The sequence below is a fragment of the Terrabacter aerolatus genome (genome assembly GCF_007991735.1).
GTDB lineage: Bacteria > Actinomycetota > Actinomycetes > Actinomycetales > Dermatophilaceae > Terrabacter > Terrabacter aerolatus.
The window spans coordinates 51,851-72,209 of the sequence record NZ_BJYX01000008.1 but is presented as its reverse complement, the minus strand read 5'-3'; the positions used below and the strand labels follow the sequence as shown (position 1 = coordinate 72,209).

Genomic DNA, 20,359 nt, shown 5'->3' with positions numbered 1-20,359 from the left:
CTCGACGGTCGAGTGGGCACTTCGCCACACGTCGCTAGGGTGACCCCGTGCGCTACGACGACATCATCATCGGGGCCGGCCACAACGGCCTGACCGCCGCTGCCTACCTCGCCCGCGCGGGGCGCCGGGTCCTCGTGCTCGAGCGCGCCGACCACGTGGGCGGGGCCGCCGTGTCGGCCCGGGCGTTCGAGGGCGTCGACGCACGGCTGTCGCGCTACTCCTACCTCGTGTCGCTGCTGCCCCGGCAGGTTCTCACCGACCTCGACCTCGACCTGCGGCTCATCCGGCGCCGGTTCTCCTCCTACACACCCGTACCGTCCGACCCGGACCGTGGCCTGCTCGTCGACCACGGGGACGAGGCCGCGACGCGAGCAGCCTTCCGCGCGTTGACCGGTGGCGACGAGGCGTATGCCGGGTGGTCCGACTTCTACGCCCGCATGGCCGGGGTGGCCGAGCGGGTGTTCCCGACGGTCCTCGAGCCGCTGCTCTCGCGCGACGACGTGCGGTCGCTCTCGGGGGATGCCGCCCTCTTCGACGCGCTGACCACGCGCCCCGTCGGAGAGCTCATCGAGTCGGTCACGAGCGACGACACGCTGCGCGGGATCATCGCGACCGACGCGCTCATCGGCACCTTCGCCTCGCTCGGCGAGAGCGACCTGCGCCAGAACGTCTGCTTCCTCTACCACCTCATCGGCGGCGGCACCGGCGACTGGGACGTGCCCGTCGGCGGCATGGGCGCCCTCACGGACTCCCTTGCGGCAGCAGCGGTCTCGGCCGGGGCAACCTGCCTCACCGGAGCCGAGGTCACCTCCGTCGACCCGTCGACGGGCGAGGTCGCGTGGTCCGGCGGGAGCGCCGGCAGCGGCAGTGCCGCGGGGGGCTCCCTCGTCGCCGGCTGCGCGCCCGCCGTGCTCAACCGGCTCCTCGCCGCTGCTGGCGCCGAGCCCGCCGACACCGAGCAGGAGGTCGAGGGCGCTCAGCTCAAGGTCAACATGCTGCTGACCCGGCTCCCCCGCCTGCGCGATGCGGCCGTCGACCCCACGGCCGCCTTCGCCGGCACCTTCCACATCAACGAGGGCTACGGCCAGCTCGAGCAGACGTATGCCGCCGCGCGCAGCGGGCGCATCCCCGAGCTCCCGCCGTGCGAGATCTACTGCCACACCCTGTCGGACCGCTCCATCCTCGGGGCCGAGCTCGCCGCCACGGACGCGCAGACCCTGACGCTCTTCGGCCTGCACCTGCCGGCCAGGCTCTTCCGCGCCGACAACGAGGCGGCGACGCAGGAGGCCCTCGCGGCGACCCTGCGCTCGCTCGACTCGGTGCTCGGCGAGCCCATCGCCTCGGTGCTCGCCCGCGACGCCGACGGCAACCCGTGCATCGAGGTCAAGAGCCCGGTCGACCTCGAGCGGGCGGTCGGCCTGCCGGGCGGCAACATCTTCCACCGCTCGCTGCAGTGGCCGTGGGCCGAGCGCGACGCCGAGGTGGGCACCTGGGGCGTCGAGACGGCATACGACAACGTGCTGCTCGGCGGCGCCGGCGCGAGGCGCGGCGGCGGCGTCAGCGCGATCCCCGGCCACAACGCCGCGCGGGCGATCCTCGGCTGAGGACGGGCTCGGGCCGGCACGACGGCAGCAACCCCGAACGCCCCTCGACCGGTTCGGGCCCTCCCGTCGTCACCGGCCCGGCGTCGCCAGCACGGTGAGTCCGACCGCCCCGGTGGGCCCGTCGCCGCGGTCCGGGCGCCGGACGCAGCGGAAGCCGACGTGGCTCATGCCGGTGTCGACCATCTGGGGACGTCGGGCAGCCGGTCGGTAGCGCAGGCAGTAGCTGTCGGCGCACAGGTGCGACCCGCCCTTGATGACCTTGCGCCCGATCCGGAACTGCGGCTGCCTCGGGTCGTAGCTGCCCTCGACCGAGCCGCCGCGTGGGTCGACGGTGCGCAGCAGTGCGACTCGGCCGCCTCCGGGTGCGCACTCGTCCACCAGTCGTCGGTCCACTCCCAGACGTTTCCGGCCATGTCGTGCAGGCCGAAGCCGTTGGCGGGGAAGCTGCCGACGGGCGAGGTGCGCAGGAAGCCGCTCTCGCGCGTGTGCCTCCACGGGAAGTCCGGGCCGTCCCACGTGTTCGCCATGATGCGACCCCCGGGACGGGCCTCGTCGCCCCAGGTGAACGTCGCACCCTCGAGACCTCCCCGGGCGGCGTACTCCCACTCGGCCTCGGTCGGCAGGTCGGCTCCGGCCCAGTCGGCGTACGCCCGGGCGTCCTCGTGGCACACGTGCACGACCGGGTGGTCCGGGATGCGCTTGACGGAGCTCCCGGGACCGTACGGCGCCCGCCAGGACGCACCCGGCGTCCACGTCCACCACTGGCTCAGGTGGCGCAGGTCCACCGGGCCCGGCGTCGGCGTGAACACCATCGAACCGGGGACGAGGTTCTCCGCAGGGGCGTCGGGGAACTGCTCGGGGTCCAGGGGACGTTCGGCCACGGTGACGTAGCCGGTGAGCCCGACGAAGGTCGCGAACGCGGCATTCGTCACCGGGGTCGCCCAGATCTCGAACGCGCCCACCCGGACCGGGTGCACCGGCGCCTCCTCCGGGTAGTGGGCTTCCGAGCCCATGGCGAAGGTGCCTCCGGGCAGCGCGACCGTCTCAGGAGTTGCCGGCACCGGCAGCCTGCAGCTTCTCGAGGACCTGGTCGATGGTGAAGCTCGCCGGCTCCTGCCGCGGCGGGAACTCGACCAGCGTCTGCAGCATCTGCCCGACGTACTGCTGGGCGGGCACGAACAGCCAGATGTGGTCGAGGATCCAGTCCCAGTACGTGTTCGACGTGATGTCGGCGCGCTCGTAGGGGTCGGTCTTGAGGTTGAACAGCTTGGGGAACCGCAGCTCGGTGAACTGGTCCTGCCAGATCGCCAGCGTCCCCGGCGTGCGCTGCTCGAGGAAGACGACCTTCCAGTTGTCGAACCGCAACGCGGTCAGGTCGCCGTCGTCGGACACGTAGAAGAAGTGCTTGCGGGGGCTCTGGTCCGTCTCGCCGGTGATGTACGCGAGCTGGTCGTGGCCGTCGAGGTGGACCCGGTAGGACGAGCCGGCGAGGTCGGCGCCTCCGCGGAGCCGCTCGGCCACGTCGGTGTCACCCGCGGCGGCGAGCAACGTGACGAACCAGTCGTTGTGGCTGACGATCCCGTTGAGCACCGTGCCGGGCTCGATGCGCCCGGGCCACCGGACCATCGCCGGGACGCGGAACGCGCCCTCCCAGTTGGAGTTCTTCTCGCTGCGGAACGGCGTCATCCCCGCGTCGGGCCAGCTGTTCATGTGCGGGCCGTTGTCCGTGGAGTACATGACGAGCGTGCTGTCGGCCAACCCCGTCTCGTCGAGGAAGTCGAGGACCTCGCCGACGAGGTCGTCGTGGTCGCACATGACGTCGTGGTACTCCGACTGCCAGCGGCCCGCGCGACCCCGGCTGCCGTCCTTGACGTGCGTCCGGAAGTGCATGTGCGTCGTGTTGAGCCACACGAAGAACGGGGTGTCGGCTGCCTGCGCGTCGCGCATGAAGCGCAGCGCCTCGGGCAGGATCTCCTCGTCGACCGTCTTCATCCGCTCCTTCGTGAGCGGCCCGGTGTCCTCGACGCGCTGGGTACCGTCGCCGTCGGCCCAGCAGTGCAGGACGCCCCGGGGCCCGAAGTTCTTGCGGAAGTTCGGGAACTCCTCCTCCGTCGGGTAGTCGGGCAGCTCCGGCTCCTCCTCGGCGTTGAGGTGGTAGAGGTTGCCGAAGAACTCGTCGAAGCCGTGCATCGTCGGCAGGAACTCGTCGCGGTCGCCGAGGTGGTTCTTGCCGAACTGACCGGTGGCGTAGCCGAGGTTCTTCAGGGCCGTGGCGATCGTCGGGTCCTCGGCACGCAGGCCGATGTCGGCGCCGGGGAAGCCCACCTTCGTCAACCCGGTTCGGTACGGGTTCTGGCCGGTGATGAAGGCCGCCCGTCCCGCGGTGCAGGACTGCTCGCCGTAGTAGTCGGTGAACCGGACGCCCTCGTCGGCGATCCGGTCGATGTTCGGGGTGCGGTAGCCCATGAGGCCGTCGGAGTAGCAGCTGAGGTTGCTGATCCCGATGTCGTCACCCCAGATGACGAGGATGTTCGGACGGTCGGCCATGGTGCCTCCACGTGAGCTCGACGATGTGACCGAGCCTCGAACCTACGGCCGCCTGCGTGATCGCAGATCACCCAGAGAGGGTGGTTGTCCCACCCGGTCGGTCGGGTCGGTCGGGACGGTCGGGTCGGTCAGGTCGGCCAGACGCCGGAGCTGCCCCGGCGGTGGCTGCCCAGCAGGTGCGTGTCGACGATGCCGACGGCCTCCATCAGCGCATACATCGTCGTGGGGCCGACGAAGGCGAAGCCTCTCTTGCGCAGCGCCTTGGACAGGGCCTTGCTCTCGTCGGACACCGTCGGCACCTGGGAGTGGTCGTGCGGGCGCGGCGTGTCGGCCGGCTGGAACGACCAGACGAGGTCGACGAGGCCGCCGTCGTCCCGGAGCGCGATCGTGGCGCGGGCGTTGGTGATCGTGGCCCGGATCTTGCCGCGGTGCCGGATGATGCCGGCGTCCCCGAGCAGCCGCTCGACGTCGTCGTCGGTGAAGGTCGCGACGACGTCGGGGTCGAAGCCGGCGAAGGCGGCCCGGAAGTTGGGGCGCTTGCGCAGGATGGTCGCCCACGACAGGCCGGCCTGGAAGCCCTCGAGGCAGATCCGCTCGTAGAGCCCGCGCTCGTCGCGGATCGGCATGCCCCACTCGGTGTCGTAGTAGTCCATGAGGAGCGGGTCCACCGACGCCCAGGCGGGGCGGGCGAGCCCATCAGTGCCGACGACCGTCATGCCGCGACCCTAGGACACCCGGACGACACCGTCCGCGACAGGATGGGGACGTGACGCCCGACCCCTACGCCGGCCTCGACCTCGAGTCGCTCGACCTGCGCGCGCAGCCCGAGCTCTACCGGGTCGGACGCGGCGAGCAGGGCGTGCTGCGGGTGCAGCCCTACAAGGACGAGCTGCTCCCGCTCTGGCGGTTCCGGACGCCCGACGTCGCGCGCGAGAGCGCCTCGGCCCTCCGGGAGAGGTTCGACGCCTACGTCGCCGCCGGGGACCTCGTCGGCGCCGACATGGCGCGCAAGTTCCTCCAGATGGGCTACACGCGCTCGCGCCGCTACGCCAACCACGCCGGAGGCCGGAAGTACGACGGCCCGGTCCCCGACGACCAGCGCGGGCGCAGCGGCTCCCACGGGCGGCGCGAGCTGCCCCGCGGACCGGAGGGACCCCGACAAAGCCGAGTCGGCGCGCATCTTCAAGGAGGCGTGGGACGCGGTCGAGCAGGTCGCGGCCTACACCGACTGGCGCTCCCGCCACCGGTCCGCGCACGGCTGACTCACGGGCTCCGTGGGGGCGTGGCCGACAGGGCGATGACGAGCTCGCGCACGACGGCCGGGTCGGTGAGCCGGTCGCCGTAGAGCTCGCGCACCTGGCCCATCCGGTAGCGCACCGTCTGGGCGTGCACGTGCAGCTCGGCGGCGACCGCGTCGCGTCGACCCTGGTGCAGCAGCCAGGACAGGAGGGTCTCGGCGAGCCGGTCCCGCGTGGCCGGTGGCAGGTCGGCCAGGGGTGCGAGCACCCGGTCGCGGAGGTCGGCGAGCGCCTCGGGGTCGGCCGTGAGCACGAGGTCGGCCAGGTGTCGCTCGGTGTCGAGGGCGGCTCCGCTGCGCGGTGGCCGGGCCAGGGTCGCGGTGCGCGCAGCGCGGTCGTACGACGAGCGGGCCAGGGCCCATGGCCGGGCGGGCCCCACGATCGCGTGCCGGCCGGTGAGCGCGCGCAGCAGGTGCACCCGTCCGGGGCCGTCGGCGTCGGGGACGAGCAGGAGCGTCAGCGGGTGGTCGGGGTCCGCGTCGGCGATGCCCTCGAGGTCCTCGCCGACCCGGAGCGTGTCGGCGCCCACCGCCGCGAGCGCACGACGCGCCTCGGCCGCGGGCAGCAGCACGGCGGTGAGCGAGTCCGGCGGCGACCACTCGGCCCGGGCGGCGGCCGCCGTCAGCACGTCGCTGCCCGCGCCGGCGAGCAGGTGCTGGCCCAGCCGTTCGCGGTAGCGCTCGCGCACCCGCCCACTCGTCGTCAGCTCGTCGGTGTGCCCCGCCACGCTGGCCGCCGACAGCTCGTCGATGTAGGCGAAGAGCAGCTCGGCGAACCTGGCCATCGTCGTCGCGGGCAGGCCGGCGTCCGCCGCGGCCAGGGCCAGCTGGCGCCAGGACACCCGGGCACCGACGCGGTATGCCGCGAGCAGGCTGTCCATGGACCGGCCTCCTCGCGCCTCGCCGCGGCCCAGGGCGTACGCGCCCTCGCGGGTCGGGCCGAGCGGGGTGCTCGGGTCGACGTCGCGGCCCCCGCCCGCGAGCTTGAGGAAGCCGGCGATGGCCATCTGGACGGCGCGCTGGATCGTGGCGCCTGCCGCACCTCCGAGAGCACCGCGGTAGTCGGGGACCTCGTCGACGACCGCGGCCACCGTCGTCGTGGCGATGGCCGGCAGCCGCTCGCGCAGGGCCCTGAGCACCGCGTCGTCGAGCTGCAGGTCGGCCGCGCCGAGGGCCGCGGCGCTCGCGGTGTCGTTGGCCATCGACTGTTCCCTTCGAACAAGAGTTCCCCCGAACTTCACGCCGTACGGTCAGGATCTTACCCTCGGTCCTCAGTCATGCTGAAGACATGAGCCTGACCGGACTCTCGAAGATCTCGAGCCCCTCTCCCCGAGCACCCCGCCCCACCCTGCGCGGACGCCTGCTCCAGCTCGCCGAGCGCGCGACCTCCCCGCTGCTGCCCGCCGACTACCTCGACCTCTTCGACCCGCTGCGGCCCGGCGCCGACCTGCGCGGTCGCATCGTCGAGGTGCACCCCGAGACCGCCGATGCCGCCACCGTCGTCATCCGCCCCGGCGCCGACTGGGCCGGGCACGTGCCCGGGCAGTACGTCCGCATCGGCGTCGACGTCGACGGCGTGCGCCAGTGGCGGGCCTACTCCCTCACCCACGGACCGCGCGCCGACGGCAACATCTCGATCACCGTCAAGGCCGTCCCGGACGGCCTCGTCAGCACCCACCTCGTGCGCGGGTCGCGGCCCGGCACCCTCGTGCACCTCGAGCAGGCCCAGGGTGAGTTCGTGCTGCCGACCGGCGGCGGGAAGTTCCTCTTCGTCACCGCCGGGTCCGGCGTCACGCCCGTGATCGGGATGCTGCGCAACCTCTTCCCCGTCGCGGACTCAGGGGTCGTACGCCTGCCCCGCGCGACGGCATACGACATCGTGGTCGTGCACGTGGCACCCAGCGAGCCCCACTCGATCTTCATCGACAACCTCCGCGCGCTCGACGCCGCGGGACTCATCCGGCTCGTCGCCCGCTACGACGACGAGCACGGCGTGCTCGACGTCGACGACCTCGAGACGCTCGTGCCCGACCTCGACGAGCGCGCCACCCTCGCCTGCGGTCCCGGCGGGCTGCTCGACGCGCTCCAGGCCCACCACGACTCCCGCGGGCTCGCGCTGCTCACCGAGCAGTTCCGCGCCAGCACCCTCGTCGTCGGCGAGGGCGGCACGGTCGCCTTCACCGGCTCGGGCACGACCGTCGACGCCGACGGCGCGACCCCCATCCTCGACGCCGCGGAGGCGGCCGGCGTCCTCATGCCCTCCGGGTGCCGCATGGGCATCTGCTTCGGCTGCGTGCTGCCGCTGCGCGAGGGCGCCGTCCGCGACCTGCGCACGGGCGAGGTGACCACGGCGACCCCCGGCGAGACCGAGGGCCGCGGCGTGCCCGTCCAGACCTGCATCTCCGCAGCCGCCGGCGCCTGCGTCATCGACCACTGACCTGACCCACAGACCCCCGACCCCCTGACCAGAGGAGTCACCATGACCGTCCTGCAGAAGAAGACCCACAACCCCATCGGCCACCTCACGCCCGAGGACATCGAGCAGATCGGCGTCGAGCTCGACGCGATCCGCCAGTCCGTCATCGACACCCGCGGTGCCGCCGACGCCGCCTACATCCGCAAGGTCATCGCGACCCAGCGCAAGCTCGAGCTCGGCAGCCGCGCCGTCCTGCTCGTGTCGATGTTCCCGCCCGCGTGGGTCGTCGGGACGGCCGGCCTCGCCGTCGCCAAGATCATCGAGAACATGGAGATCGGCCACAACGTCATGCACGGCCAGTGGGACTGGATGCGCGACCCGAAGATCCACTCGACGACGTGGGAGTGGGACAACGCCAGCCCGTCGGAGCAGTGGAAGCACTCGCACAACGAGCTGCACCACACGTACACCAACGTCATCGGCAAGGACAACGACCTCGGCTACGGCATCATGCGCGTCGACGAAGACCAGCGCTGGGTGCCGCTCTACGCCGCGCAGCCGCTGTGGAACTTCGTCAACGCCTGCTTCTTCGAGTACGGCATCGCCGCCTACGACCTCGAGCTCGGCAAGAACCTCGCCACCAAGGAGCGCCGCCAGGACCCCGACTTCCGGGCGCGGGCCACGGTGACGCTCAAGAAGATCCGCAACCAGATGACGAAGGACTACGTCATCCACCCGCTGCTGTCGGGCCCGTCGTTCCTCAGCACCCTCGGCGCCAACGCCACGGCCAACCTCATCCGCAACCTCTGGACCCACTCGGTCATCATGTGCGGCCACTTCCCCGAGGGCGTCGAGACCTTCGAGCGCCGCTCGATCGTCGGCGAGACCCGCGGCGAGTGGTACCTGCGCCAGATGCTCGGCTCGGCCAACATCAGCGGCAGCAAGGCCATGCACTTCATGACCGGCAACCTCAGCTTCCAGATCGAGCACCACCTCTTCCCCGACCTGCCGAGCAACCGCTACCAGGAGATCGCCCCGCAGGTGCAGGACCTCTTCCGCCGCTACGGCCTGACCTACACGACCGGCTCGCTGCCCCGGCAGGTCGCCTCGGCGTGGAAGAAGGTCTTCCGCCTGTCGCTGCCCAACGGCGCCCTGCGGCGCGGTCGCGGTGCCACGGTCACCGACCTGCCGACCGCGCCCGCGCGCGAGCACGCCGCGGCCTGAGCCGACCACCCTCCCGGGACCTCGCGCCGACACGGCCGAAAACCGTGTCATGAAACGAGGAGCCGTCCGTCTTACAGGTGAAGGGACGCCTCCGGGCGTCCTGGCAACAGCCCCGGGTGTTCGTGGAGGGGCGCCCCGGGCTGGCCCGTCGGGGACGGGCAGCACCGAACAGAGCCCCCGCTCGCCCACCTGAGCGGGGGCTCTGTGCTGCCCCGCGGCGACCCGATCCCGTATGCCGTGTGCCGGGCGTGGGGGCGGGTGCGCGGTTGCGGGGTCGGACCCGCACGACCCGAGCGGCCCCGGGCACGTCCCCGGCGGGTAAGGATGGGTCATGCCAGACCTCACCCGCCCGCAGGCCCCGGACGACACGATCGGCGACCGGGACCTCACGGCCTGGCGCTCGCGCTTCGGGCGGTGGCTCGTCGGCGTCTTCGCCGGACTGGCCCGAGCCTCGCGACCGGCCGCGCGCCGGGTCGCGTCGTGGTCCTCGGCCCACCTGGCGTTCGTCGTCTTCGCCGTCGTCGCCCTCGTCGTCCTGATCGCCCTCGTCGAGGGCATCGAGACCGTCTACGAGGGCGTCGTCGGACGGAACGGCCCGACCGCCGTCGACCAGCCCGTCCTCGACGCCGCGATCTCGCTGCGCTCCCCCGGACTCGACTCCGCGGTCACGGCCTTCACCGACGTCGGTGGACCGGTCGGCATGCCGATCCTCGCGCTCGTGGCCGTCGCGGTCATCACGTGGCGCCGGCGCCGGTGGACCCCGATCGTGCTGACCCTCATCGCCGCTGCCGGGTCGCTCGCCATGACGGTCGTCGGCAAGAACGTCGTCGACCGGGCCCGACCGCCGGCGTCCCTCGCCGTGCCGCCCCTCGAGGTGTCGCCGTCGTTCCCCAGCGGCCACACGCTCAACGCGACGGTCCTCACGACGATCGTCGTCTACCTCGTCCTCATCGAGTCGACGGCAGCCTGGCAGCGCACCCTCGCGATCACCCTCGGCACGGTCTTCGTCGTCACCATGGGACTCTCCCGGGTCTTCCTCGGGCACCACTGGCTCACCGACGTGCTCGCCGGCTGGCTCATCGGGCTCGCCTGGGCCCTGGCCGTCATCACCGCGCACCGCCTGTGGCTCACCCTGCGCGAACGGCCGGGGTCCGCGGACTCGCCCGACGGCATACCCCAGCAGGGCCCGGCCTCCTAGGATCGACCGGGTGAAGCCGGCGATCATCCTCGTGTCCGAGACCCGCTGCGAGGAGCTGCTCGACGAGTTCGGGCGCTACTCGCGAGACTACGAGCTGCCCACGGCGACGTCGGCGCACGACGCCAAGCTGGCGGCGAAGCGCGTCGTCGCCGAGGGTGGCCAGGTCGCGATGTTCGTCACCGAGTCGCGACTGCCCGACGCCGAGGTGCTCCAGGCCTTCCACTGGTGGCGTGCGACGGTGCCCACCGCCCGACGGGTCATCGCCGCGCACGTCTCGAGCTTCCGCGAGGACGCCGAGCGGCTGCGCGGTGGGATGGCCAAGGGCAAGTACGACGCCTACCTCCTCGCCCCGCGCGGTGCCCGCGACGAGGAGTTCCACACCGCCATCTGCGAGCTGCTGTCCGACTGGGGCTCCACGGTGGCCGAGCCCGAGGTGGTCGCGGTGGCCATCGTCTCACCCGTCGAGGACGCCCTGACCCTGAGCATCCGCGACTACCTCGACCGGATGGGCCTGCCCAACCGCGTCTACCCGCCGGACAGCGAGAAGGGTCGCCACGTCCTGCAGCGGGTCGCCGACGAGGGCGGCGACGAGGGCGGCGAGCCCGAGTTCCCCCTCTTCATGGACCTCAACCAGCGCGTCGGCAGCGCCCGGAGCGTGCGTGACGTCGCCTCCGCCATCTACGGCAGGCCCGCCGACATCGCCGTCGACCGCGTCGTCGACGTCGCCATCGTGGGCGCCGGACCGGCAGGGCTCGCGGCGGCGGTCTACGCGTCGTCCGAGGGGCTCTCGACGGTGGTCCTCGAGGCGGAGGCCGTCGGAGGGCAGGCCGGCACGTCGTCGATGATCCGCAACTACCTCGGCTTCCCCCGCGGCATCAGCGGTATGCGTCTGGCCCAGCGGGCGCGCAACCAGGCGGTCCGCTTCGGCACCCAGTTCTTCTCGGGCTGGCCCGTGACGTCCCTCGTGCCGGGCGAGGTCGGTGCCGACGGACGGCCCGCGCCGCACCGGCTCTGCACCGAGGGCGGTGACCTGCTCGCCCGCGCGGTCGTCGTGTCGCCCGGCGTGAAGTACCGCCGCCTCGACGCGCCGGGCATCGAGCGGCTCGTCGGACTCGGCGTCCACTACGGCAGCGCCATGACCGCGGCCCGCGAGATGGAGGGCGCCGACGTCATGGTCGTCGGCGGCGGCAACTCGGCGGGGCAGGCCGCGATCCACCTCGCCCGCTTCGCCGGCTCGGTGACCATCCTCGTGCGGCGCGAGACGCTGGCCGAGACGATGTCGAGCTACCTCGTCGGCGAGATCGAGTACAACCCGCGGATCACGGTGCAGGGCTGCTCGGAGGTCGTCGGGGGCGGCGCCGGCGACGACGGACGCCTCGGCTGGGTCAGGGTGCGCGACACCACCGACGGCTCCGAGGAGCGGCGCGAGTGCCGGGGGCTCTTCCTGCTCATCGGCGCGGAGCCGCACTGCGAGTGGCTGCCCGACGAGGTGGCCCGCGACGCGCGGGGCTTCGTCCTCACCGGTCGCGACGTGCCGCTCGACCGGTGGCACGGGGGCCTGCCGCCCGAGAGCCTCGAGACGACGGTGCCGGGCATCTTCGCGGCCGGCGACATCCGCGCCGGATCGATGAAGCGCGTCGCCGCGGCCAGCGGTGAGGGCGCCTCGGTCGTCCCGCTCGTGCACGCCTGGCTCGACCCCACGCGCTGACTCGCCCTGGCCGTCACGGGTCGGGTGGGAGGGCCGGACGTGGCCTCTCGACGGGGTCAGAGGCGGATGAGCTGGCCGTCACGGAACGAGTAGCGGTAGGCCGTCGTCGTGACCGCCGGCAGGTTGGCCGGGTGCGCGGCGTGGTTGCGGTGCGGGTGCGGCGCCGGCTCGGGTGTCGTGCGCACGGGGGTCAGACCGCCGGCGACGCCTGCAGCGTGGGCCTGCCCGGCACCCAGCGCGGCAGTGCCGACGAACGCGACGGCGACGGCGGCACCGGCGGCACCGAGGCCACGACGCAACGTGGAGCGGAAGGTCGAGGGAGCGGTTCCGGGGCGAGGTGTCGTGTCCATGGCTCCACCGTCGGGCCGGCGCCTGTGGAGCGTCTGTGCCTGAGGGATGCGTGGGGCATGGGTGGGGTCGCGGGTTCGAGGACCTGGTGGTGCCTGCTCGAGCTGCCTTGCACGGCAGCGGGGCTCAGGCCCGCAGCGCGCGGTCCATCTCGTCGGCGACGAGGGCCGAGGCGGGGTCGCCGCTCGAGCGCAGACCCGTGATCGCACCCTCCCGGTCGGCATCGGACCGGTTCTGGCTCAGCTTGGCCTTGCCCTCGACCGACTCGACGAGGACCTCGATGCCGACGATGGCGCGGAGCCTGCCGCGGACGTACTTCGGCGGTGCATCGCTGACGGCCCAAGGTCGTTCGCGGTCGGCCTCGTGCCGGACGGTGAGCCGGGTGACGACGTCGAGGACCCAGTCGGGGTCGTCGTGGACGGTCACCGAGCCACGCAGCTGAACCTCGCTGTAGTTCCACGTGGGCACGACCCGTCCGTGCTCCGCCTTGGACGCGTACCACCCCGGCGAGACGTAGGCGTCGGGACCGCTGACGACGACGAGTCCCGGCGACCCCGGCTCGATGCGGGTCCAGTGCTCGTTGGCCCGGGCGAGGTGCCCGACGACCCGGTCGCCGTCGACGATGACCGGCAGCAGGGTCGAGTCCGGCCGCCCATCCGGCCCGACCGTCACGAGGTGCGCCGCGGCGTGGGCCTCGAGGAAGACCGCGACCTCCGGATCGGCCATGGCGTTGGCCCTCGGCACGTACATCCCCCGATCGTGCCACGGCCCCTCACACCGCAACACACCGAGCACCGGCCGGACCTGACGGTTGCAACCGCAGGAGCTGACGGGTTCTCGGTGTGTTGCGGGGAGGGTGGGGCGGGGTTCAGCTGTGCCGGTGCGGGGCCCGGCGGGGTGCGGCCGTCCAGGGGCGGGGGCTGCCCGCGTGCGGCGCCGGCACGGCGTGCAGAGCGGCCTTCTCGGGACGGTCGGCCACCGGGTCGAGCCGCTGCGCGAGACTGCGCAGCAGGAGCGCGGCGCGGACGTGCCGGCGGGTGCGGGTGCTGTGCCGCGGGGCGCGCTCCGAGCGGTGGGCTGCGGCCACGCGCTCGACGATGCGGTCGCGGGCGATCGCCTCCTGAGGCGTGAGGCTGAGGCTCTCGGCGCTCATGCGAGGCTCACCTGCGCCCGCTTGACCCGGATGTCACCGCTGCCCGAGTGGACCGTCAGGCGGGCCTGGGCCTCGGCGTCGCCGGGACCGGAGGTGCCGTCGAGGTCGATGTCGACGTCGCCGGTCACGGTGTTGAGGTCGAGGTAGGCCGCGACGCCGTGGGCGACCGCGATGGTGACGTCGCCGGTGCCGGTGCGGGCGCGCACGTCGCCACCATGGACCGCGCCGAGGTCGACGTCACCCGTGCCGGTGGTCAGCTCGAGGTCGCCCGTCGAGGCACCGATGCGCAGGTCACCCGAACCGGTGCGGGCCTTGACCGCCGCGTCGGAGCGGCGCAGCTCGATGTCGCCACTGCCCGAGACGAGGTCGAGCCGGCCGCCCCCCGCGCCGACGGTGATGTCTCCCGAGCCGGTCTTGGCGTCGACGTCGCCCCTCGCGGCCTGGAGCGTGAGGTCACCGGAGCCGGACTTCAGCTGCGCGGCGCCCACCTCGTGGAAGGTGAGGTCGCCGGCGCCGGTGACGGCCCGGACGTCGCCGAGCAGGCCGGCCGCGGTGACGTCGCCGGCGCCCGTCTTGGCGTCGACCGCGCTGGCTGCGGGGAGCTCGACCTCGACGTCGACCGAGCCCTTGCTGCCGAGGGAGAAGAAGCTGTCGCGCAGCTTGGGGGCGATGACGACGACGTCGTTGCCGCGCGCCTCGACGGTGAACTTCTCGGCCATCTCGGCGCCGGACTTGCCGTGCGGGTGCAGCCGGACGGTCGTCGTGGTGCCGGCGCCGACCGTGAGGGTCAGGTCGCCGACGAGGAGCTCGGCCTTGAGGTTGATGGGACCCGTCGTGTCGAAGCGGGTCTCGAGGGTGGTGCCCATGGGATGTCCCCTTTGCTCGGTGGTGGTCGTATGCCGTGTGTCGTGCTTCGTGCGCATGCTGGGAGGTGTGCCGGGAAGGTCAGCGGACCCAGCCCTGGACCCGCTTGTTGGAGGAGCGGTTGCGGCCGGGGGCACCGGGCCCGAACTGCGGTCCGGGAGGCGCCGGCGGGAAGCCGGGCACCGGCGGGACGCCCGAGCCGGTGGCGGCGCGGACCGCGTTGACGATCCACGTGTTGAGCGACTGGCCGCGGCCCGTCGCGAGCTCCTCGGCGCGGACCTTGAGGGCCTCGGGCAGCCGGAGCGTGATGCGCGAGGTCTCGGCCCCCTCGTCGTCCGGTGACACCACGCTGGTGTCATCGGTCGTGATGGCCCGGGTGTCGTCGGCGACGGCCGAGGGACCGGCCCCGACGACGACGAAGACCGGCTCGCGGCCCTGGAGGCGGACCTCGACGGAGGTGCCCTCGAGCTCGTTCGTGATCTCGGCTGCGGCGTGCGAGAGCGCATCCATCAGCGCGAGGCGGGCCGAGGAGTCGAGAGCGAAACCGATGCGCTCGGCGGCCTGCTCGGTCTCCGGACCCATCGCCCTGGCCGCCTGGGCGAGATCCCGACGCAGTGCGTCGACGTACTCGGTGATGTCCATGCGCATCACTATGACACCACTGTGGTGTCACGTCAACACCATGATGACGCACGCTGGTCGCCGGGTACGTTCAGCGCACCCCTCCCCCTCGCGAAAGGTCACCGATGCGCAGCCTCGGAACCTCCGACCGTCCCGCCGTCCGAGCCCTCTCGACCGCGATCGAGAAGGTCTCCTCACGCACCCGCGCGCGCCAGTTCGTCCGGGTCATGAACCGGATGGGCGCCTCACCGGCGGCGATCCTGCCCTTCGTGCAGGACTCCCCGAACTTCACGAACCGCCGCTTCGAGGGTGAGGAGCCGTCGCTGCGCCCGCGGGTGCGGGCCCAGACGAGCGCCCTCATCGCCGCGATCCGGGTCAGCGGCCACGGGCAGCCCGTCGGGACGGTGCCGATCGTCCCGGCCGAGCCGCCCCAGCAGCCGGGCGAGCTCGCCGTGACGTGGTACGGCCACGCGACGAGCGTGCTCGAGATCGACGGCGCGCGCTTCCTCATCGACCCCGTCTTCAGCGAGCGCGTCTCGCCCATCCGGCACTCGGGTCCCAAGCGCATGCACCCCGTCCCGGGCTCCATCGCCGACATCCCCAGCATCGACGCGGTGCTGCTCAGCCACGACCACTACGACCACCTCGACCAGCCGTCGATCGTCCGCCTCGAGGAGACGCACCGGCCGCACTACGTCGTGCCGCTCGGCGTCAACGCGCACCTGCTCGCCTGGGGCGTGCCCGAGTCCCGCATCACCGCCCTCGACTGGCGCGGCGAGAACGAGGTGGCCGGCATCCGCCTGACCTGCACCGAGGCGAGGCACAACTCCGGACGCGGGCTCGTCGACAGCCAGACCCTCTGGGCCGGCTGGGCCCTGCACGGCCCGCGTCACACGGCCTACTTCGCCGGCGACTCCGGCACCTCCAAGCGGTTCGCCGCCATCGGCGCCGACCTCGGTCCGTTCGACGTGACGCTGATGCCCGTCGGGGCCTACGACTCCTTCTGGCCCGACATCCACATGGACCCCGAGCAGGCCCTGGCCGCCCACCGGGACGTCAACCGCATCGGCGACGAGGCGCACGCCCTCACCGCGGACGCCGCCGGTGTCGCCGACGACTTCCTCGAGGGCGACCAGCGCATCGACACCCCGGGCGGCACCCACGAGGAGGGCGACCGCACCGAGACGACCCGCACCGTGCAGACCGCCGCCCACGCGTCGCTGCTCGTGCCCGTCCACTGGGCGACCTTCAACCTCTCGATGCACTGGTGGGCCGAGCCGGTCCGCCGGATCCGCCGGGCCGCCGTCGAGGCGCGCGTCCCGGTCGCCTTCCCCCGGGTGGGCGAGCGCATCGACCTCACGTCCGGCGACGCGACCACCGTCGCGGCAGCCCACTCGGAGCCGTGGTGGGAGCAGTGCGCCGCCCCCGAGGACCACGACTGACGAGCAGGCCCCGCGCCACACGGCATACGACCCCCGGGAACTCGGGCGGGCGCCCCGTCGCTGGACGAGAATGACGGCAGCCCGCGCCCGCGTGGCCGCCCGCGCCGTGAGGCACGACAGGCAGGAGAAGCCCGTGCAGCTCCCGATCCTCCGACGGATGGGTGCGTCGACCGCGTCGCAGCGACAGCGTGTCGCCGCGTCACCGCACTACCGCGACGGCGAGTTCCGCTCGCACGAGCCGACCCACGTCGTCGCGACGTCCGAGGCTGAGGGCCCCGGAAGCATGCTGGCCACGATGGTGCGCGAGTTCGGCCGCGGCCGGCCCCGGGGCACCGTGCCCCTCGTGACGCCACGTCACCCGCACGAGCCCGCGGACCTCGCCGTCACGTGGTACGGCCACGCGACGAGCGTCGTCGAGCTCGACGGCCGGCGCTTCCTGCTCGACCCGGTCTTCGGCAAGCGCGCCTCCCCGTCCGTCATCGCCGGACCCAAGCGGCTGCACCCCACCCCCGGTCGCATCGCCGAGATCCCGCGCCTCGACGCCGTCGTCATCAGCCACGACCACTACGACCACCTCGACGAGCCGTCGATCCGCCAGCTCGAGCGCACCCACCAGCCGCACTACGTCGTGCCGATCGGGGTCGACGCGCACCTGCGGGAGTGGGGCGTGCCGACCGGTCGCATCACGAGCCTCGACTGGCGCGAGGAGACCGAGATCGCCGGCATCCGCCTCACGTGCACCGAGGCCCGGCACTTCTCGGGGCGCGGCTTCGTGCGCAACCAGACGCTCTGGGCGGCCTGGTCGCTGCACGGGCCACGGCACTCCGTCTTCTTCGGCGGCGACTCGGGACCGACGCACCGCTACACCGACATCGGTGCCGACCTCGGGCCGTTCGACCTGACCATCATCCCCATCGGGGCCTACAGCGCGCACTGGCCCGACATCCACCTCAACCCCGAGCAGGCCGTCGACGCCCACCTCGAGGTCAACCGGGGCGGCACGGACTCGGTGCTGCTGCCCATCCACTGGGCCACCTTCAACCTGGCCACGCACTGGTGGAGCGAGCCGATCCGCTGGGCCCGCCGGGTCGCCGCCGAGCGCGGCGTGCGCCTGGTCGCCCCCAGGGTCGGGACGCGGATCCAGCTGAGCGACAACGACATCGACGAGGTCGTCGCCTCCCACCAGGATCCCTGGTGGGAGGCGTGCGCCGCCCCCGAGGACCGCGACCAGAGCTGAGGGGGCCGCCAGGGCGCCCTCAGCCCCGCCGCCGCGGTCCCTCGACCACGGCACCGCTGGCGTATGCCGGGTCGTCGCGGTCCGTGGCCCCGTCGGCCGAGCGGGTGGCGACGTCCACGGCCTCGGCGGTGGCCTCCGCCGAGGGGCGGAAGATCCACCGCTGCATGGCCACGAACCGTGCCGCCGTCGACAGGACGTTGGCCGCCGCCACGACCGCGGTCTGCACGACGGTGCCGGCATCGGGGGCGACCGCACCGAGCAGGGCGAGCGCCGCAGTCGTGGCCGCATACGTGATCGCGAAGATCACGAGGGCCTGGCCGTGGTGGGAGACGAGCTTGCGCCGGCCCGACACCCCGAAGGTCCACGCCCGGTTGAGGGCGGTGTTGAAGAGCGTCGCCAGCACGAGCGCCGCACCGTTGGCCAGCTGCGAGGGTGCACCGCCCCGCACCAGGGCCGCGAAGAGGCCGAGGTGCAGGACGGTGGACAGCACGCCCACCCCCGCGAACCGGATGATCTGCTGCGACAGCCGGACCCGTCGGAACGACAGGGGTTTGTTCGTCGTGGCGGACATCGTCGTCACTTGAGGGGCTGCGTGAGGTCGTAGAACGTCGAGCCGTCGATCGTCACCGAGGTGAAGTTCTCCTCCACCCACGTGCTGATCTCGCTCGAGGCGCTGCTGCCGCCGTTCTGGTTGCCGAACCCGCGTCCGCCGGAGGCGAAGTAGTGGATCTTGCCGTTCGCGACGTACTGCTTGAACTGCGCGAGCGTCGGGCTCGGGTCCGACCCGTTGAAGCCGCCGATGGCCATGACCGGCAGCTGTGTGCCGAGCTGGAGCCCGGCCGCCGTCTGCGAACCGACGGCCGCCGCCACCCACGTGTACGTGTCGGCGTTGGCCGACAGGGCCGAGACGACAGCGGTGCTCGGGGTCGAGGCGTCGAGCAGGCCACCCATGCCGCCCCCCGCGCCACCCTGCGGGCCGCCCTGCTGGGCCGTCCCGGTGCCACCGGCCTGTCCGGTCTGGCCGGTCTGGCCGGGCAGCTGGGGCGGCGTGCCACCCCCGCCGCCGAAGCCGCCGGGGCCTCGGCTCGATCCGGCGGGACCGGCCGTGACGATCGAGCCGCTGTGGCCCTGGGAGGTGGTCGACACGGCATACGCCCCCGGGCCGGCGAGGCCGGCGACGAGTGCTGCCGCCAGGACGAGGGGCACGGCGCGGGCGTGCATCCATCGCGTCGCGAGGATGAGGAGCGCGGCAGCCATGCCGACCGCGAGGACGGAGACGCGCAGCCAGTCACCGTAGGCCGTGGTGCGCGAGAGGAGGATGAAGCTCCACGTCGCGGCCGCGGCCGTCGCAGCGGCGAGGGCGATGGTCGCGACCGCGCTGGAGCGGCGTTGCCAGGCCTCCACGGCGCCCATGCCCACGAGGGCGGCGATCGCCGGGGCGAGGGCCACGGTGTAGTACTCGTGGAAGATGCCGGCCATGAACGAGAAGACGAGCATCGTCACGACGAGCCAGCCGCCCCAGACGAGGTAGGCGGCACGGCGCAGGTCGGTGCGCGGGCGGCGTCCCCGCAGCCACAGGCCGGTGACGAGCAGGATGAGCGCGCTCGGGATGAGCCAGGAGATCTGGTCCCCGACGCTCGTGGAGAACATCCGGAACAGGCCGGTCGAGCCCCACATGCCGCCCCCGGTCGCGCCACCTCCGCCACCGCCGACCGAGCCGGTCTCGTTGCCGCTCAGGCGGCCGAGCCCGTTGTAGCCGAAGGTGAGCTCGAGGAACGAGTTCGTCTGGCTGCCACCGATGTACGGACGGGCCGAGGCCGGCACGAGCTCGACGATCGCGACCCACCAGCCGGCCGACAGCACCATCGTGCCCACGGCCAGGAGGGAGTGGACGATCCGCTTGCGCAGGGTCGTCGGCGCCGCGACGAGGTAGGCGAGGCCGAAGAAGGGCACGACGAGCAGGACCTGCAGGGTCTTGGTGAGGAAGCCGAGCCCGATGAAGACGCCGACGATCATCATCCACTTCGGGGAGGCCTGCTCGATGGCCTTGATCGTGGCCCACGCGCCGAGGGCCATGAGCAGCGTCAGGAGGGCGTCGGGGTTGTTGAAGGTGAACATCAGCGCCGCGACCGGGGTCAGGGCGAGGACGACGCCGGCGACGAGGCCCGCCGCCGCGCCGAACTGGCGCCGGACCGTCGCGTAGACGACACCGACGGTCGCGACGCCCATGAGCGCCTGCGGGAGGAGGATCGCGAACGAGCTGAGACCGAGCAGCCGCACCGACAGGGCCATGACCCAGAGGGAGGCCGGCGGCTTGTCGACGGTGATCGAGTTGGCGGCGTCGGAGCTGCCGAAGAAGAACGCCTTCCAGCTGTCGCTGCCGGCCTGGACCGCCGCGGAGTAGAAGGAGTTGGCGTAGCCGCTCGCCGTGAGGTTCCACGTGTAGAGCACGAGCGTCAGCAGGAGGAGCCCGAACAGGGCGGGTCGGGCCCAGGACGGGTCGGTGTCGGTGCCGCGCCAGAGGCGCCGCCACCGAGACGGACGACCCGCACGGGCGATGGGCCGGGAGGTCTGGGGCCGGGCGTCTGCCGGTCCGGCGGGCGCCGACGCGGTGCCGGTCCCGCCCGTGGTGGTGAGGGTCATCGTGTCCATGTCCCCACCGTCGAGGTCGGGACTGTGCCCTTCCTATGACATGACTTT

The 20,359-nt window shown here is 72.7% G+C and carries 20 protein-coding genes; 8 read left to right on the top strand and 12 right to left on the bottom strand.

Features of this window, described 5'->3' with window-relative positions; genetic code table 11:
- Window positions 1-47 precede the first annotated feature (47 nt).
- Window positions 48-1,604: a phytoene desaturase family protein gene (locus TAE01_RS09475; RefSeq protein WP_147065786.1), complete on the top strand. Its 1,557-nt coding sequence runs from the start codon at window positions 48-50 to the stop codon at window positions 1,602-1,604.
- Window positions 1,605-1,673: 69 nt separating this feature from the next.
- Here the strand turns inward: TAE01_RS09475 and TAE01_RS21235 are convergent, their stop codons facing one another.
- The 4 genes from TAE01_RS21235 to TAE01_RS09460 all read right to left on the bottom strand — a co-directional run bounded on the left by TAE01_RS21235 (window position 1,674) and on the right by TAE01_RS09460 (window position 4,867).
- Entirely contained in the window at window positions 1,674-1,820 is a 147-nt protein-coding gene (locus TAE01_RS21235; protein ID WP_503827260.1) for a hypothetical protein, read from the bottom strand.
- Window positions 1,769-2,665 (bottom strand): formylglycine-generating enzyme family protein, encoded by an 897-nt coding sequence (locus tag TAE01_RS21065; RefSeq protein WP_503827259.1) that lies wholly within the window; start codon window positions 2,663-2,665, stop codon window positions 1,769-1,771. The genes TAE01_RS21235 and TAE01_RS21065 overlap by 52 nt, the downstream gene beginning before the upstream one ends.
- Window positions 2,649-4,151, bottom strand: coding sequence for an arylsulfatase (locus TAE01_RS09465; RefSeq protein WP_147065783.1), 1,503 nt, complete (start codon window positions 4,149-4,151; stop codon window positions 2,649-2,651). Before TAE01_RS09465 ends, TAE01_RS21065 begins: the two co-directional genes overlap by 17 nt.
- Before the next feature lie 128 nt (window positions 4,152-4,279).
- Window positions 4,280-4,867: a DNA-3-methyladenine glycosylase I gene (locus TAE01_RS09460; RefSeq protein ID WP_147065781.1), complete on the bottom strand. Its 588-nt coding sequence runs from the start codon at window positions 4,865-4,867 to the stop codon at window positions 4,280-4,282.
- A gap of 50 nt (window positions 4,868-4,917) precedes the next feature.
- On the opposite strand from TAE01_RS09460, the gene TAE01_RS09455 reads away from it, so the two are divergent.
- The gene (locus tag TAE01_RS09455) at window positions 4,918-5,496 is read left to right on the top strand and encodes a DUF4385 domain-containing protein (RefSeq protein WP_246111240.1); all 579 of its coding nucleotides are present in this window, start codon (window positions 4,918-4,920) and stop codon (window positions 5,494-5,496) included.
- Here TAE01_RS09455 and TAE01_RS09450 read toward each other — a convergent pair.
- Window positions 5,415-6,650: a PucR family transcriptional regulator gene (locus TAE01_RS09450; protein ID WP_147065779.1), complete on the bottom strand. Its 1,236-nt coding sequence runs from the start codon at window positions 6,648-6,650 to the stop codon at window positions 5,415-5,417. The genes TAE01_RS09455 and TAE01_RS09450 overlap by 82 nt on opposite strands.
- Window positions 6,651-6,736: 86 nt before the next feature.
- On the opposite strand from TAE01_RS09450, the gene TAE01_RS09445 reads away from it, so the two are divergent.
- The 4 genes from TAE01_RS09445 to TAE01_RS09430 all read left to right on the top strand — a co-directional run bounded on the left by TAE01_RS09445 (window position 6,737) and on the right by TAE01_RS09430 (window position 11,994).
- A complete protein-coding gene (locus tag TAE01_RS09445) occupies window positions 6,737-7,885 on the top strand; it encodes a ferredoxin reductase (RefSeq protein WP_147065778.1) in 1,149 nt (382 codons plus the stop codon).
- Between the two features lie 42 nt (window positions 7,886-7,927).
- Window positions 7,928-9,088 carry a fatty acid desaturase family protein gene (locus tag TAE01_RS09440; RefSeq protein ID WP_147065776.1) on the top strand — a complete coding sequence of 387 codons (1,161 nt, stop codon included), beginning with the start codon at window positions 7,928-7,930 and terminating at the stop codon, window positions 9,086-9,088.
- Window positions 9,089-9,419: 331 nt separating this feature from the next.
- Window positions 9,420-10,286 carry a phosphatase PAP2 family protein gene (locus TAE01_RS09435; RefSeq protein WP_147065774.1) on the top strand — a complete coding sequence of 289 codons (867 nt, stop codon included), beginning with the start codon at window positions 9,420-9,422 and terminating at the stop codon, window positions 10,284-10,286.
- 10 nt (window positions 10,287-10,296) lie between these two features.
- Window positions 10,297-11,994 (top strand): NAD(P)/FAD-dependent oxidoreductase, encoded by a 1,698-nt coding sequence (locus TAE01_RS09430; protein WP_147065772.1) that lies wholly within the window; start codon window positions 10,297-10,299, stop codon window positions 11,992-11,994.
- 56 nt (window positions 11,995-12,050) lie between these two features.
- Here TAE01_RS09430 and TAE01_RS09425 read toward each other — a convergent pair whose 3' ends face one another.
- The 5 genes from TAE01_RS09425 to TAE01_RS09405 all read right to left on the bottom strand — a co-directional run bounded on the left by TAE01_RS09425 (window position 12,051) and on the right by TAE01_RS09405 (window position 15,001).
- Complete coding sequence (locus tag TAE01_RS09425; protein ID WP_147065770.1) at window positions 12,051-12,344, bottom strand: hypothetical protein; 294 nt, start codon at window positions 12,342-12,344, stop codon at window positions 12,051-12,053.
- A gap of 124 nt (window positions 12,345-12,468) precedes the next feature.
- The gene (locus tag TAE01_RS09420; protein WP_147065767.1) at window positions 12,469-13,092 is read right to left on the bottom strand and encodes an FMN-binding negative transcriptional regulator; all 624 of its coding nucleotides are present in this window, start codon (window positions 13,090-13,092) and stop codon (window positions 12,469-12,471) included.
- A gap of 118 nt (window positions 13,093-13,210) precedes the next feature.
- Entirely contained in the window at window positions 13,211-13,495 is a 285-nt protein-coding gene (locus tag TAE01_RS09415; protein WP_147065765.1) for a hypothetical protein, read from the bottom strand.
- On the bottom strand, window positions 13,492-14,361 hold the full coding sequence (locus TAE01_RS09410) for a DUF4097 family beta strand repeat-containing protein (RefSeq protein ID WP_186815129.1): 870 nt from the start codon (window positions 14,359-14,361) through the stop codon (window positions 13,492-13,494). The genes TAE01_RS09415 and TAE01_RS09410 overlap by 4 nt, the downstream gene beginning before the upstream one ends.
- 79 nt (window positions 14,362-14,440) lie before the next feature.
- Window positions 14,441-15,001 (bottom strand): toxin-antitoxin system HicB family antitoxin, encoded by a 561-nt coding sequence (locus TAE01_RS09405; RefSeq protein ID WP_147065761.1) that lies wholly within the window; start codon window positions 14,999-15,001, stop codon window positions 14,441-14,443.
- Between the two features lie 104 nt (window positions 15,002-15,105).
- On the opposite strand from TAE01_RS09405, the gene TAE01_RS09400 reads away from it, so the two are divergent.
- Together TAE01_RS09400 and TAE01_RS09395 are read left to right on the top strand one after the other, a co-directional pair.
- The gene (locus tag TAE01_RS09400) at window positions 15,106-16,422 is read left to right on the top strand and encodes an MBL fold metallo-hydrolase (protein ID WP_147065759.1); all 1,317 of its coding nucleotides are present in this window, start codon (window positions 15,106-15,108) and stop codon (window positions 16,420-16,422) included.
- A 133-nt stretch (window positions 16,423-16,555) separates the two neighbouring features.
- Window positions 16,556-17,659 carry an MBL fold metallo-hydrolase gene (locus TAE01_RS09395; protein WP_246111239.1) on the top strand — a complete coding sequence of 368 codons (1,104 nt, stop codon included), beginning with the start codon at window positions 16,556-16,558 and terminating at the stop codon, window positions 17,657-17,659.
- A 19-nt stretch (window positions 17,660-17,678) separates the two neighbouring features.
- Here TAE01_RS09395 and TAE01_RS09390 read toward each other — a convergent pair whose 3' ends face one another.
- On the bottom strand, window positions 17,679-18,230 hold the full coding sequence (locus TAE01_RS09390) for a GtrA family protein (protein WP_147065755.1): 552 nt from the start codon (window positions 18,228-18,230) through the stop codon (window positions 17,679-17,681).
- A gap of 5 nt (window positions 18,231-18,235) precedes the next feature.
- On the bottom strand, window positions 18,236-20,311 hold the full coding sequence (locus tag TAE01_RS09385; RefSeq protein WP_147065753.1) for a glycosyltransferase family 39 protein: 2,076 nt from the start codon (window positions 20,309-20,311) through the stop codon (window positions 18,236-18,238).
- Window positions 20,312-20,359 lie beyond the last annotated feature (48 nt).

What these genes read in the sequence shown, in the direction of transcription:
- TAE01_RS09465 (WP_147065783.1), bottom strand. Translation starts at nt 4,151, where the DNA reads ATGGCCGACCGTCCGAACATCCTCGTCATCTGGGGTGACGACATCGGG.
- TAE01_RS09460 (WP_147065781.1), bottom strand. Translation starts at nt 4,867, where the DNA reads ATGACGGTCGTCGGCACTGATGGGCTCGCCCGCCCCGCCTGGGCGTCG.
- TAE01_RS09450 (WP_147065779.1), bottom strand. Translation starts at nt 6,650, where the DNA reads ATGGCCAACGACACCGCGAGCGCCGCGGCCCTCGGCGCGGCCGACCTG.
- TAE01_RS09445 (WP_147065778.1), top strand. Translation starts at nt 6,737, where the DNA reads ATGAGCCTGACCGGACTCTCGAAGATCTCGAGCCCCTCTCCCCGAGCA.
- TAE01_RS09440 (WP_147065776.1), top strand. Translation starts at nt 7,928, where the DNA reads ATGACCGTCCTGCAGAAGAAGACCCACAACCCCATCGGCCACCTCACG.
- TAE01_RS09435 (WP_147065774.1), top strand. Translation starts at nt 9,420, where the DNA reads ATGCCAGACCTCACCCGCCCGCAGGCCCCGGACGACACGATCGGCGAC.
- TAE01_RS09425 (WP_147065770.1), bottom strand. Translation starts at nt 12,344, where the DNA reads ATGGACACGACACCTCGCCCCGGAACCGCTCCCTCGACCTTCCGCTCC.
- TAE01_RS09420 (WP_147065767.1), bottom strand. Translation starts at nt 13,092, where the DNA reads ATGTACGTGCCGAGGGCCAACGCCATGGCCGATCCGGAGGTCGCGGTC.
- TAE01_RS09415 (WP_147065765.1), bottom strand. Translation starts at nt 13,495, where the DNA reads ATGAGCGCCGAGAGCCTCAGCCTCACGCCTCAGGAGGCGATCGCCCGC.
- TAE01_RS09410 (WP_186815129.1), bottom strand. Translation starts at nt 14,361, where the DNA reads ATGGGCACCACCCTCGAGACCCGCTTCGACACGACGGGTCCCATCAAC.
- TAE01_RS09405 (WP_147065761.1), bottom strand. Translation starts at nt 15,001, where the DNA reads ATGGACATCACCGAGTACGTCGACGCACTGCGTCGGGATCTCGCCCAG.
- TAE01_RS09400 (WP_147065759.1), top strand. Translation starts at nt 15,106, where the DNA reads ATGCGCAGCCTCGGAACCTCCGACCGTCCCGCCGTCCGAGCCCTCTCG.
- TAE01_RS09390 (WP_147065755.1), bottom strand. Translation starts at nt 18,230, where the DNA reads ATGTCCGCCACGACGAACAAACCCCTGTCGTTCCGACGGGTCCGGCTG.
- TAE01_RS09385 (WP_147065753.1), bottom strand. Translation starts at nt 20,311, where the DNA reads ATGGACACGATGACCCTCACCACCACGGGCGGGACCGGCACCGCGTCG.